General features: G+C 64.7%; 12 protein-coding genes. 9 read left to right on the top strand and 3 right to left on the bottom strand.

Going from position 1 to position 13143, the window contains the following annotated elements; genetic code table 11:
* Positions 1-43: 43 nt before the first annotated feature.
* From JAO73_RS14575 to JAO73_RS14545, 7 genes are all read left to right on the top strand, one after another.
* Positions 44-1519: an alpha-amylase family glycosyl hydrolase gene (locus JAO73_RS14575; RefSeq protein ID WP_198977790.1), complete on the top strand. Its 1476-nt coding sequence runs from the start codon at positions 44-46 to the stop codon at positions 1517-1519.
* A gap of 35 nt (positions 1520-1554) precedes the next feature.
* The gene (locus JAO73_RS14570) at positions 1555-2271 is read left to right on the top strand and encodes a DUF421 domain-containing protein (protein ID WP_198977789.1); all 717 of its coding nucleotides are present in this window, start codon (positions 1555-1557) and stop codon (positions 2269-2271) included.
* 366 nt (positions 2272-2637) lie between these two features.
* Complete coding sequence (locus tag JAO73_RS14565; RefSeq protein WP_198977788.1) at positions 2638-3939, top strand: APC family permease; 1302 nt, start codon at positions 2638-2640, stop codon at positions 3937-3939.
* Between the two features lie 27 nt (positions 3940-3966).
* On the top strand, positions 3967-5136 hold the full coding sequence (locus tag JAO73_RS14560) for an LLM class flavin-dependent oxidoreductase (RefSeq protein ID WP_198977787.1): 1170 nt from the start codon (positions 3967-3969) through the stop codon (positions 5134-5136).
* Between the two features lie 54 nt (positions 5137-5190).
* A complete protein-coding gene (locus JAO73_RS14555) occupies positions 5191-6336 on the top strand; it encodes a TlpA disulfide reductase family protein (RefSeq protein WP_198977786.1) in 1146 nt (381 codons plus the stop codon).
* Between the two features lie 160 nt (positions 6337-6496).
* Positions 6497-7459: an aldo/keto reductase gene (locus JAO73_RS14550; RefSeq protein ID WP_198977785.1), complete on the top strand. Its 963-nt coding sequence runs from the start codon at positions 6497-6499 to the stop codon at positions 7457-7459.
* Positions 7460-7595: 136 nt separating this feature from the next.
* Positions 7596-8624, top strand: coding sequence for an NADP-dependent oxidoreductase (locus tag JAO73_RS14545; protein WP_198977784.1), 1029 nt, complete (start codon positions 7596-7598; stop codon positions 8622-8624).
* A gap of 81 nt (positions 8625-8705) precedes the next feature.
* Here the strand turns inward: JAO73_RS14545 and JAO73_RS14540 are convergent, their stop codons facing one another.
* From JAO73_RS14540 to JAO73_RS14530, 3 genes are all read right to left on the bottom strand, one after another.
* Positions 8706-9224 carry an SgcJ/EcaC family oxidoreductase gene (locus JAO73_RS14540; protein ID WP_198977783.1) on the bottom strand — a complete coding sequence of 173 codons (519 nt, stop codon included), beginning with the start codon at positions 9222-9224 and terminating at the stop codon, positions 8706-8708.
* 72 nt (positions 9225-9296) lie between these two features.
* Complete coding sequence (locus JAO73_RS14535; protein WP_198977782.1) at positions 9297-10142, bottom strand: helix-turn-helix domain-containing protein; 846 nt, start codon at positions 10140-10142, stop codon at positions 9297-9299.
* Between the two features lie 253 nt (positions 10143-10395).
* Positions 10396-11406 (bottom strand): transglutaminase-like domain-containing protein, encoded by a 1011-nt coding sequence (locus JAO73_RS14530; protein WP_233169213.1) that lies wholly within the window; start codon positions 11404-11406, stop codon positions 10396-10398.
* 224 nt (positions 11407-11630) lie between these two features.
* Here JAO73_RS14530 and JAO73_RS14525 point away from each other — a divergent pair, with 224 nt between their 5' ends.
* Together JAO73_RS14525 and JAO73_RS14520 are read left to right on the top strand one after the other, a co-directional pair.
* Positions 11631-12497 (top strand): helix-turn-helix transcriptional regulator, encoded by an 867-nt coding sequence (locus tag JAO73_RS14525; protein WP_198977780.1) that lies wholly within the window; start codon positions 11631-11633, stop codon positions 12495-12497.
* 164 nt (positions 12498-12661) lie between these two features.
* A complete protein-coding gene (locus tag JAO73_RS14520; RefSeq protein ID WP_223827766.1) occupies positions 12662-13087 on the top strand; it encodes a DUF983 domain-containing protein in 426 nt (141 codons plus the stop codon).
* The last annotated feature ends 56 nt before the right edge of the window (positions 13088-13143 follow it).

Here is a 13143-nt window from a genome sequence, read left to right as displayed (position 1 = left end):
GATGCAGCCCGGTGGGCTTTCCCGGTTTGTCTTACTTTGCGGCATGAGAATTCCCATTGCTTTCCGCGCCTGGGGCGCCCTGGCGGGGCTGCTGGTTGCGCTCGGGGCCTGCCAGTCGGGCCCCGGCGCGGGCACCAAACAACAAGCCGCGGCCCCGCCGGCCGCGGCCGTACCCGACGCAGCGGCGTTCCGCGTGCGGCACCCGGCCTGGGCCGCCACGGCCAGCCTTTACCAGATAAATGTGCGCCAGTTCACCCCCGAAGGCACCTTCCGGGCAGCTGAGGCGCACCTGCCGCGCCTGCAACGCATGGGGGTGGGCATTGTGTGGCTCATGCCCATCAATCCCATCGGCCAGAGCCACCGCAAGGGCACGCTGGGCAGCGCTTACTCCGTGCGCGACTACCGCGCCGTGAACCCCGACCTGGGCACGCTGGCCGACCTGCGGCATTTTGTGGGCACGGCGCACCAGCTGGGCTTGCACGTCATTCTCGATTGGGTGGCCAACCACACGGCCTGGGACAGCAACCTCACCACCGAGCACCCCGAGTGGTACACCCGCGACGCCAAGGGCAACTTCCGCCCGCCGGTGGCCGACTGGCAGGACGTCATCGACCTCGACTACCGCCAGCCCGCCCTGCGCCGCTACATGACCGAAAGCATGGCCTACTGGGTGAAAACCGCCGACCTCGACGGCTTTCGCTGCGACGTGGCCGGGCTGGTGCCCACCGATTTTTGGAACGACACGCGGCGCGAGCTGGAGAAAACCAAACCGGTCTTTATGCTGGCCGAATGGGACGAGCTGTTTCCGCCCACGTTCATTTCGCGGAAAGAGTTTGACCCCACTACGCGCCTGCTCGAACAAGCCTTCGACGCCACCTACGCCCTCAGCCTGCACGGCCTGCTCGACAGCGTGGGCCGCGGCCAGAAACCCACCGCCGAACTGGCCCGCTACTGGGCCGCCGAGCGCCGCACCTACCCGCCCGGCGTGAACCTGATGACCTTCACCAGCACCCACGACATCAACGCCTGGGACGGCAGAGAGTACGAGCGCCTCGGCCCCAACGCCCTGCCCGAGGCGGTGCTCGCCATGCTTTGGCCCGGCATTCCGATGCTCTACAACGGCCAGGAAGCGGCCCTGAAAAAGCGCCTGCGGTTCTTCGACAAAGACACCATTCCGTGGAATGGCTACCCGCTGCAGGGCTTCTACACCACGCTGCTGCAACTCAAGAAGCGGCACCCGGCCCTGCGCAATTTCGACGCGGCCTCTCGCTTCCGGCTGCTGCCCAGCCCGGCTTCCACCGTTTTGTTCGAGCGGCGCCAAGAGCTGGAAGGCATTGTGGTAGCCGTGAATTTGAGTAACACGCCGCAACGGGTGACGTTGCCAGCCACGCCCGATTCGCTGGGCTGGCACTACGCGGCTGTGTTCGACGGCCGCGCGCCTTCGGTTTCCCAACAAAACCGCACGGCAACCCTCCCCCCTCACGGCTACCAGGTATGGGAACAAATTGCCACGAAGTGAGTAAGTGTCTGTGACACTATTCGCTGCTGTTGCCCATGCCCCTGCTTGCCGAAACCATCACGCCCTTCGACTGGCAGCGCCTGCTGTGGTCGGCCGATGCGCCGCCGGCGTTTCTGTTTGAAGTGGCCTTTCGCTGCGTGTTCACCTACCTGCTCACGCTGGCCGCCTTGCGCATCACGGGGCGGCGCGGGGTGCGGCAGCTGTCGCTGTTTGAGCTGAGCATCATCTTGGCGCTGGGCTCGGCGGCGGGCGACGCCATGTTTTACCACGACGTGGCCCTGGCGCACATTGCGGTGGTGTTTGGGGTGGTGATGCTGCTCTACATCCTGTTCAACCGCCTCACCGAGTACTACCCGCGCTTCAGCGACTGGCTGGAGGGCACGCCGGTCCGGCTCATCGCCGACGGCGCCATCGTGGACCGCGCCCTGCGCAACCAGAACCTGACCCACAAGGAGCTATTTGGCGAGCTACGCCAGCTGCAGGTGGAGCACCTGGGCCAGGTGCGGCTGGCCTACATCGAGGCCACTGGCCAGGTCAGTGCCTACTTCTACCCCGACGACGAAGTGCGCCCCGGCCTGCCCATCATTCCCGAACAGCTAGCCGCCCCCCTTACCCTCATTGCCGAACCCGGCGACTACGCCTGCACCGAGTGCGGCCAGGTGGCGAAGCTGGCGCCCGCGCCCTGCCACGCCTGCTCGGTGTGCCGGTGCAGCAAGTGGCTGCCCGCCAGCACGGCCCGGCGCGTGGCGTAGGCGTCAGGATTCAGCCGAACGGGTTTCTTGGATACTGATGTTCATACGGTTGGGCTACACCTAGGCAGTGCGCACCGGGCAAGCGCAACTCTGTCGGCAATAAGCCTCGCCAAGTGCCCGCGCAGCAAGCTTTCGCGCTGAAACCACCGAGCCAGCCACCGTTGGCGCCGCGGGCTATATTTGCGCCCAATTCGCCGCCTGCGCGCGGCCTCTATGGCCTGCTGGCCATTTTCGCTTCCCCTTACGTCTCGTTGCTGCTCGTGAAGCTGCTTGCAAACCGCCCTTGTTGTTGTTGCCTCGCTCTTGCCTGATTTGGTGCAGTGAGGCCCGTTTGTGGCCTGTTTTCAACAGTTTTTCTCGTTTCGCATGCATCCCGCCCCTGCGGCTGTTTCCCGGCCTGAGCTTGTCCGCGGCATTCGCCGCTGGGACTTTGTGGCCCTCATCGTCAACATCACCATCGGGGCCGGCATTTTGGGGCTGCCGGCCAAGATTTATGCGTTGGTGGGCGCCTACAGCCTGGTAGCTTACGTGGCCAGCGCGGCCATCGTGGCCCTGATTATCTTGTGCTTTGCCGAGGTCAGCAGCCGGTTTAGCGGCGCGGGTGGGCCGTATCTGTACGCCCGGGAGGCGTTTGGGCCATTGGTCGGCTTTGAAGTGGGCTGGCTACTGTGGGTTTCACGCCTGGCCAGTTTCGCGGCGCTCTGCAATCTGTTCGTGGATTACGCGGCCTATTTCTGGCCGGCAGCCGGTGCCGGAGCGGGCCGCGCCGCCCTCATGGCAAGCCTAATCATGGTACTCACCCTGCTGAACCTCATCGGCGTGCGCACCGCTTCGGTGGTCAACAACCTGTTTACCATCAGCAAGATATTGATACTGGGAGGTTTCACGGCCGTGGGCTTGTTTTTTGTGGATTGGCAGGCGTTTTCGTTTGCCGTGCTGCCTGGCTATTCCAGCTTTTCGGGCGCCGTGCTGCTGCTCATTTTCACCTTTTCGGGGTTCGACGTGGCGGCCATTCCGGCGGGCGAGATTCAACAGCCGCAGCGCAACGTGCCGTTTGCGCTGTTCACGGCCATCGCCACGGTGGCGGTGCTGTTTCTGCTGGTGCAGGCAGTGTGCATCGGCACCCTGCCGGGCCTGGCCACGGCCGAGCGGCCCTTGGCGCAGGCCACCGAGCGGTTTTTGGGGCCGGCGGGCGGGGCGTTCATTGCCGCGGCGGCCATGCTCACGGCCTTGGGCACGCTCAATGCGCTGATGCTCACGGGGCCGCGCTTGTTGTTTGCCCTGGCCGAGCAGGGGCAGATTCCGGCTTTCTTTGGCGCCGCCCACCCGCGCTTTCGCACGCCCTACGTGGCCCTGCTGGTGTCGGCGGTGCTGAAGCTGGCGTTGGCCATTTCGGGCACCTTTATCTACGCCCTCACGCTCAGCACCATCATTCGGCTGTCTTACTTCGCCCTTACCTGCGCCGCGCTGCCGGTGCTGCGGCGGCGCCATCCGGCCGTCCCGGCGCCGTTTCGGGTGCGGGGCGGGACAGGCGTGGCGGCCGTGTGCGTGGGGCTATGCGCCTGGCTGCTGGCCAACAGCGAAGCCCAAGCTGCGCGCGACGTGGCCGTGGCCGCCGCGGCCGGGTTGGGGCTGTATTTCTTGTTCAACAAAAAGGCCAACCGCTAGCTACCACTAGCCCCTAGCTACCCCAACATGTCCCTCTCCTCCCCCATCGCCTCCGTCGCCATTCGCACGCCGCAGCGCGTGGCCGAAATTTCCTGGTTCGACGACCTCTGCGGCGGCGACACGCAATACTTAAGCGTGCTCGACGGCGCCTACCGCAGCTCTTGGGCGCATTGCCGCGACATCGTGCTCATGTCCGAGCGGCTGGGCTACTCCAATATTCTGCTGCCCACGTCCTACACCGTGGGGCAAGACGTGATGACGTTTGCGGCCGGCATTGCGCCCCAGACTTCGCGCATCAACCTGCTCACGGCCATTCGCACCGGCGAAATTCACCCGCCCATGTTGGCCCGCGCCCTGGCCTCGCTCGACCACATGCTCGAAGGTCGCCTCACCATCAACATCATCAATTCTGACCTGCCCGGCCTGCGCGAAGCGCCCGAACTGCGCTACCAGCGCTGCGCCGAAACCATCGAAATCCTCCGACAGGCCTGGGCGCAGGAGCGCATCATTCATAAAGGCGAGCTCTACCAGTTCGACATGCCCGCGGACCCGGCCAAGCCCTACCAGCAAAACGGCGGGCCGCTGCTCTACTTCGGCGGCACCTCAGAAGGCGCGCGGGCGGTGTGCGCGCAGTACTGCGACCTGTTTTTGATGTGGCCCGAAACCGAGGAAATGCTCTACGAAACCATGCAGGACCTGAGCGCCCGCGCCGCCCGCCACGGCCGCCGGATTGATTTTGGCTTGCGCATCCACGTCATCGTGCGCGAAACCGAGGACGAGGCCCGCGCCTACGCCCGCAAGCTCATGTCGAAGTTTGACCCCGTGAAAGGGGCCGAAATCAAGAGCCGGGCGCAGGATTCCTGGTCGCTGGGCGTGCACCGCCAAAACCAGCTGCGCGAGCACGCCGACGCAGAAGGCTTTGTGGAGCCGCTGCTCTGGACCGACATCGGCAAGGCGCGCTCCGGGGCCGGCGGCGCCCTCGTGGGCACCCCCGACCAGATTGTGGAGAAGCTCAACCGCTACATGGACATGGGTTTCCGGGCCTTTATTTTCTCGGGCTACCCGCTGCTCGACGAGGCCGAGTATTTTGCCCGCTACGTGCTGCCGCGTCTGCCCAACGTTTCGATGCCCGAGGTGCAGGGCCGCCGGCCGCGGCACGCGCCCGTCACGCCGCTTACCACGGCGGCGCTCAAGTAGTTATCGACCAACAGACATTTGCAACCCTGTATCTTTTTATTTCTCTTTTACTTCATGATGATGAAAAACTTTCTGTACGGCGCATTGCTGCTGTTGCCGGGCGTGGCCCAGGCCCAAACCGAACCCTTTGCGGTGAAAGGCACCGTGGGGCCCAAAGCCGGCGTGACCAAGGCCTACCTCAGCTACCCTGTGAACAAAGTCTGGACCACGGACTCGGCGGCGGTGAAAAACGGCCGTTTCGAGTTCAAGGGCACGCTGCCGGAGCCGGGGCGGGCGTCGCTCACGTTCAGCCACAACGGCACCCCGCTGAAGAAATCGAAAGACGGAACGCGGGAATTTTTCTATCTGGAGAAGGGCACCATCACCGTCAGTACGCCGGATTCGGCCAAGCGGCTGGTGGTGCGCGGCACGCCGCTCAACGACGAAAACGCCAAGCTGACGGCCTCGTTGAAGTCGTTGGATGACCAGTACGAAGCCTTCATCAAAGAGTACCGCGCCCAGCCCGAAACCACGCGCAAAGACCCGGCCTACATCAAGCAGCTCGAAGCCAAGCTCGACCCCATCGAAGCCGAGCAGAAAAAGATTCGGACCGCATACGTGAAGGCGCACCCCGACACGCGCTTCAGCTTGTTTGTGTTGCAGGATGCCAGCGGCTCGGTGCCGGAAGTGGGGCCCTACGCCGCGCTGTTTCAGGGCCTGAGCGCCAACCTGCGCAACTCCCCGCGCGGCCAGCGCATCGACGAGCAAATCAAGCGCTTGCAAAAAGTGGCGGTGGGCGCCGTGGCTCCTGACTTCACCCAAAACACCCCCGACAACGTGCCCGTGAAGCTGAGCAGCCTGCGCGGCAAGTACGTGCTGATTGACTTCTGGGCCAGCTGGTGCGGCCCCTGCCGCCAGGAAAACCCCAACGTGGTGAAGGCCTTCAACGCCTACAAAGACAAGGGGTTCACCGTGCTGGGCGTGTCGCTCGACAAAGAAGGCGCCCGCGAGGCGTGGGTGCGCGCCATCGAGAAAGACAACCTGACCTGGACCCACGTATCGGACCTGAAGTACTGGAACAACGCCGTGGCCCAGGAATACGGCGTGCAAGCCATTCCGCAGAACTTCTTGCTGGACCCGCAGGGCAAAATCGTGGCCACCAACCTGCGCGGCGACGAGTTGCAAAGCACCCTCAGCAAGCTGCTGAACAAGGTAAACTAAGGCGACTGGCGCCTACCCCTTCGGCCGCTGCCCGGCGTCGCTTCCGATGCGAAGCGGTACCGGGCAGCGGCTTCGTTATGGGGCAACGTGCGGGCCCGGGACCCAACCTTCGGCGCCATTTTTCGGTTAGTGCACCTCATGCCAACCCTGTTTTTTCGCTATGCAAACCCGTGAACTGGGCCGCTCCGGCCTTTCTATTTCACCGCTCATGTTGGGCGGCAACGTCTTTGGCTGGACCATCGACGAGGCTACTTCCTTTGCCGTGCTCGACGCCTTTGTGGCCAACGGCGGCAACGCCATCGACACCGCCGACGGCTACTCGGTGTGGGTGCCGGGCCACGTGGGCGGCGAGTCCGAGACCATCATTGGCAAGTGGCTGCAGCGCCGCGGCCGGCGCGACGACGTCATCATCGCCACCAAAGTGGGCTGGGAGGTGAACGCCGACCACAAAGGCCTGAAAAAGGACTACATCCTGCGCGCCGTGGAAGGCTCGCTCAAGCGCCTCGGCACCGACTACATCGACCTCTACCAGTCGCACAAAGACGACCCCACCACGCCCGTGGAGGAAACCCTGGAAGCCTATGCGCAGCTGGTGAAAGCGGGCAAGGTGCGCGCTATTGGCGCCTCCAACTTCACCAATGAGCGCCTGCGCGAGTCGCTGGCCGCCAGCCGGCAACACGGCTTCCCGCGCTACGAGACGCTGCAAAACCTCTACAACCTCTACGACCGTGAGGACTTCGAAAAGAACCTGGCCCCGCTCCTGCTCGAAGAAAACATCGGCGCCATTCCGTACTACGGCCTGGCCGCCGGCTTCCTCACGGGCAAGTACCGCTCCGAGGCCGACCTGCAGAAGAGCCCGCGCGGCGGCGGGGTGGGCCAGAAATACCTGAATGAAAAGGGCCTGGGCATCCTCACGGCCCTCGACGCCGTGGCCGACCGGCAATCGGCCACGCCGGCCCAGGTGGCCCTGGCCTGGCTGATGCAGGCGCCCGCCGTGGCCGCACCCATTGCCAGCGCCACCAGCGTGGGCCAGGTCACGGAGCTGCTCGAAGCCACCGAGCTGCGCCTCACGGCCGAGGATTTGGTAACGCTGGAGCAGGCCCAGCCGGTGAAAGCTGCTTAATTTGAACGAGGTAGAGACGCAACATTTTGCCTCTCGTCGTTGAACGATGACGCCTACTTTGCCAGAACGGTGCGGTACCGGCCGTTCAACGACGAGACGCAAAATGTTGCGTCTCTACCCCTTTAAACCGCATTTTATGACGTATACCAACAAGCGGGTGAAGCTGGCTTCGCGCCCCGTTGGGCTGCCGCAGTCGGCCAACTTAGAGTTCGACGAAGTGGCCGTGCCGGCCCTCACCGACGGCCAGTTGCTGATAAAAATCAGCTTTATTTCCCTCGACCCCGCCATGCGCGGCTGGATGAACGCGGGCCGTTCCTACATCAAGCCCATCGAGGTTGGCGAGGTGTTTCGGGCGGGCACGGCGGGCCAGGTGGTGGAGTCCAAAAACCCCGCCTTTGCGGTGGGCGACTACGTGACCGGCAACCTCGGCGTGCAGCAATACGCCGTGGTGGGCCCCGGCGCCACCGACCCGCGCAGCCCCGAATACCTGGTGAAAGTGGATACCAGCCTGGCGCCGCTCGAAGCCTACCTGGCCACGCTGGGCATGCCCGGCCTGACGGCCTACTTCGGCCTGCTCGACACGGGCCAGCCCCAGCCCGGCGACACCGTGGTGGTGAGCGGCGCGGCCGGTGCCGTGGGCAGCGTGGTGGGCCAGATTGCCAAGCTGAAAGGCTGCCGGGTGGTGGGCATTGTGGGCGACCAGGCCAAGGCCGACTACTGCCTGAATGTGCTGGGCTTCGATGCCTGCGTGAACTACAAAACCGAAAACGTACGCTCCGGTCTGCGCGCGGCCTGCCCCGAGGGCATCGACGTGTATTTCGACAACGTGGGCGGCGAAATCCTCGATTTTGTGCTGGAGCAAATCCGCTTCAAGGCCCGCATTGTCATTTGCGGGGCCATTTCGCAGTACAACAACACCACGCCCGTGAAGGGCCCCAGCAACTACCTTTCGCTCCTCGTGAACCGGGCCCGCATGGAAGGCATCGTGGTGTTCGACAACGCCGCCAACTACGCGGCGGCGGCCCGCGAAATGGCCGGCTGGCTCCGGGAAGGCAAGCTGCACATGCCCAAAGTGCAGGTAGAGCACGGCCTCGAAAACTTCCTGCCCGCGCTGCTGAAGCTGTTTTCGGGCGAGAACTTCGGCAAGCTGGTGCTGGCGCCGTAGCCCGTTTTCTTCCTTCGTCGCCATCGGAAAGGCCGCGCAAACGACTGGGTTTGCGCGGCCTTTTTTACGCTTTGCGGCAGGCTACTTTTTGGCGGCGAGGGCGGGGTCGTTGGCGGCGGCGCGGGCGTCGACCACCGTGTTGTGGCCGGCGGTGAGCAGCCATTTGCCCTGCTTCTTCACCATTATCAGGCTCAGCAGGTTCTGGTCGTCGCCCATTTTGTTGGTGCCGCGGTTCACGCCGTCGGGCGGGTAGAAGGCGCCTACTTCGTAGTACACGTTCACGAGGGCCACGTCCGGGGTGATGGCGCGCATGGCCACCTTGCCCATTTTGAAAGGCACGCCCTTGAAGATGGAGTCGAAAATCTGCTGGTGGGCCAGTTGCACCTGCGGCCGGCCCTGCCACCACATGCCCACGATGTTGACCCAGCTCACGTCGGGGGTGGTATACGTGGCCATGTCGGCAAACTTGTGGTCGGTGTAGTTGGCATCCACGCGGCGCAGCACCTGGCGGATGGCGGCCTCGTCGGCGGCGGGCAGCTGTTGGGCGAAGGCGGCGGCGGTGCCCAGGCACAGGGCCAGGCTCAGGAAGAAGGTTTTCATGGGGTTGAAGTGGTTGGTTCGCCAGCAAAGCTCTCGGCCAACGGCCCCGCCCCGGTAGTAAAAAACCGACATTTACGCCGGGTAATGCACCGGGCTGCCCACCACCTGGGTGTGGGCCAGTTCGGCGGCCAGCAGCTGCGGCGGCGTCACGCCGGCAAATTCCTTGAAGTCGCGCACCAAGTGGCGGTAGTCGTAGTAGCCGGCGCGCACGGCCACGGCCAGCCAGTCCAGCTCAGGCCGCCGCTCTTTGAGCCGGAATGCCCGGTCGAAGCGCACGATGCGGGCGTAGAGCTTGGGCGACATGCCCACGCGCTCCACAAAGCCGCGCTCAAACTGCCGCGGGCTCAGGCAGGCCTCGGCGGCCAGGTGCTCGAGCGAGGCCGTGGTGCGGCCGGTGGGCAGCAGCACCGGCAGCAGGCGGTCGAGGGGGCGCTCGGCGCGGGGGCGCAGGCGGCCCAGCATGCCCAGCAGGTAGCTCTCGAGCACGGCCAGCATGGCGGCGTAGTCGGTGGTTTCGGCCAGCCGGCTTTCCACCTCGGCCACGCCGGGGCCCAGCAGCGCGCGGCTGTCGATGGAGAAGTCAAACAGCTCCTTCACCGGCACGTCCAGCAGCCGGTGCAGCCCGCCGGGCCAGAACGCGGCGCACACCATGAGGTGGTCGGGCGGAAACCGCAAATCGACCCGCGACACCTGCGGCCCCACCACGATGCTGCGCGGCGACGGTATTTCGCGCCCCTGCCCGTAATGAAAGGTGTTCATGGCCTCGCGCGGGTAGAAATACAGCCACTGCTGCGGCGCCGGCGGCATGGGCTTCACGGCCTGCGCCGGGCTGATGCCGTGGTAGCGCATGTGCACCAGCATGTAGTACTGCACAAAGGGCCGCAGCGGCGAAGCCGGCTGTTGGAAGCGCAAAACCATGAGACCAGCAGGAAAGGTGCTGGGTGAATATAGTGGTTTGACTGGGTTTGGCCGCAGCTTCGTTCTGGCGGACGCCTCATCCCCAGCCCCCTTCCTCAGGGAGAGAGGAGCCCGTCTTTGCATTAAAAGTTAGAATTAGTCGTCGTTTTTGACTCCTAACTCTTCACTTTCACCCTTAATGGGAGCAAAACCGGTGCTCCCTCTCCTATTGGAAAGGGGCCGGGGATGAGGCGCCCGCCAGAACGAAGCCGCGCTACTTGGCCACGTCCACAAACTCGTACGTGCGGGCCACGTCCAGGGGCTTGCCGTCGGCTTCAGCGTACGGATACACGAAGTAGTTGAGCGGCGGGCCGGCTTGCTTGGGGGCCAGCTCCACGTCGCGGCCGCGGGTGAATTCGACGCGGTTTTCGTCGTGGGCGCCGAAAAAATAGTTGCGCTTGTCGGGGTTTTTGGCGGCTTCGGAGGCGTCGACGGGCACCCAACCGGTTTCCTTGGTGTAGAACTCGGCCCAGCAGTGGTAGCCTTTCACTTCGCCCTTGCCGCGCTCGGCGGGCAGCGGCAGCCCAATGCTGAAGCGCGCCGGAATGCCCAGCGAGCGGCAGTAGCCGATGACGATGGCGTGGAAATCGGTGCAGTTGCCGCGGCGGGCGTCGCAGGCGTAGTAGATGTCGCCGCGGCCCCAGCCCTGGCCGGTTTTGTCGTAGGTCACGGTGCTCACCACGTGCTCGTAGATGGCGCGGGCTTTTTCGAGGTCGGTTTTGGCGCCGGCCTTGGCCACCACTTCCTGGGCTTGCTGCTTGATTTTGGCGTCGAGGGGCACCAGCCGGTCGGGGCCGAGCCAGCGGGCCATGTTGGGGTCGGCTTTTTCCTTGCTGGCCTTGGCCGTAGGCGTACCCGCGCGCAGGTTGAGGTGCTCGCGGCGGGTGATGTGGGCGGTGAGCTTCACCACCAGCGGGGCGGTGGGCACGGCGGCGGGCTGGAGGTGCAGCATCTGGTTGCCGTAGGCGCCGGTTTCAATCTTGTACGGCACCGGCGACTCAATTTTGAGGTTGCGCACGTCCTGGTTGGCGTCGGCATGCGGTACGGGCAGCCACAGGTCGAGGGTTTTGGTGCCGGCGGGCGGCACGGGCACGGTGGCCGTGCTGGTGAGCACAAAAGTGCGGCTGCGCGGGGCAGCCGTTGGCGTGGGCTTGGCGCCGCTGTAGCCGGCAAGCAGCACAGACGCGCCCAGCAGCCCGGCCCAAACGGCCGAGCGGTTCAACAAGGAAAGGTGCACAAGAACGGGGCAACAAGTCGCTGCTGGCGGGCGTCGACCAAGCTGGATGCAAGCTGAAAACAGCTTGTACTCAACGGCCACGGCCAAGCGCCCATGCCCGTTGACGCGATGCCGCCGGGGCATCCGCCAGTCAGGGCCAACCAGACCCCAGCAGTGCCCCAAAGGTACGACCCGCGCCGCCGGGGTTACTTTCACGGCCTCAAGCTGCGCCCATGAAAGCCACTGGCCTGCCGGTTTTGGCCCTCGCCTCGTTTCCCAACACGCCCTCCGGCGCGCCCTACTACTGCGAGCGGCTGGAAACGCACGTCGTTCGGTTTCCGCACGTGAACGCGGCCCACGCCCATGATTTCTACCTGCTGCTCTACGTCACGGCCGGCACGGGCACGCACACCGTCGACCTCGTCGCGTATGACTTGCGGCCGGGCAGCGTGTTTTTTCTGGCCCCGGGGCAGGTGCACCGCTGGCAGCTCACGCCCGACACGCGCGGCTTCGTGGTGTTTTTTTCGGCCGATTTCTACCTCTTCCGCTACCCCGGCGCCGGCCTCTACGCCTACCCGTTTTTCGGCAGCGCGCACCCGCCGGTGCTGTACTTGCCGGCGGCCGAAACCAAGATTCAGCCCCTGTTTCAGCGCCTGCTCGACGAATACACCGCACCCCACGCCAACCAAGCCGACGTTTTCCGCAGCTACCTGCACCTGGTGCTGGAGCTGGCCACCCGCCACTATCCCGCCTCCCCCGCTGCCGAGGCCGAAGCCAGCCTTGCCCTGCAGCAAATCCGGCAGTTTGGCGCCTTGCTCAACGAGCACTACCGCACCCGGCGCAGCGTGCGCGACTACGCCGAGCTGCTGCACCTCACGGCCAACCACCTCAACGCCCTGTGCCGCCGCGTGCTCAACAAAACCGCCAGCGCCCTCATCCACGAGCGGGTCATCACGGAGGCGCGGCGCCTGCTCAGCCACTCGGCGCTGAGCGTGGCGCAGGTGGGCTACGAGCTGGGGTTTGAGGACTCGTCCTATTTCGTGCGCTACTTCCGCAAGTACGCGGGCACCACGCCGGAAGCCTTTCGGCAGCAGCGTTGATTTGTCCTGTAAAGGCCTGAAATCGGGCCGCAATGCCCACCTTACGGCCCGGTAATTTTGGGCCATCAATGGCGCTGACGCGTGGGCGCCCGCCCCGCGCGTGGGCGCCGCCGCTTTTCTCCCGTATAGCCCCTAGCCTCATGCTTCCCTCCCCCGCTTCCCCCATGGCCGAACCCACCGATTCCTACGAACTCGTCGACTCGACGGCCCTGGCGCTGCTCAAGCTGCGCTGCCCGCGCTGCCACCAGGGCAAGCTCTTCAGCACTTCGGCCCTGAACGTGACCCAGTTTGCCCAAATGCCTGCCCAGTGCCCCGTGTGCGGCCAGAGCTTTGAGCCCGAGCCCGGCTTCTACTTCGGCTCGATGTACATCACCTTCGCCTTCAACGTGGGCACTTTCCTGGTGCTGGGCGTGCTGATTTATTACCTGCTCGGCAACCCCGACACCTGGGTGTACGTGGCCATCATCACCGGCGTCACGGTGCTGTTCACGCCGCTCATTCTGCGCTATTCGCGGGCGCTGATGCTCTATTTATTCGGCGGTGCGCGCTACGACGCCAAGTGGCGAAGCCGCCACGGCCGGGCATCCTAAAGACCTACCAAGCCTTTGTTGTTGCCTATAATTCAAATAAATAGGAGCAAGGGGTG

Source organism: Hymenobacter miniatus (assembly GCF_016427455.1).
GTDB classification, from domain to species: Bacteria; Bacteroidota; Bacteroidia; order Cytophagales; family Hymenobacteraceae; genus Hymenobacter; species Hymenobacter armeniacus.
The sequence above is the reverse complement of the archived record's forward strand: the minus strand, read 5'-3'. Positions and strand labels throughout refer to the sequence as shown.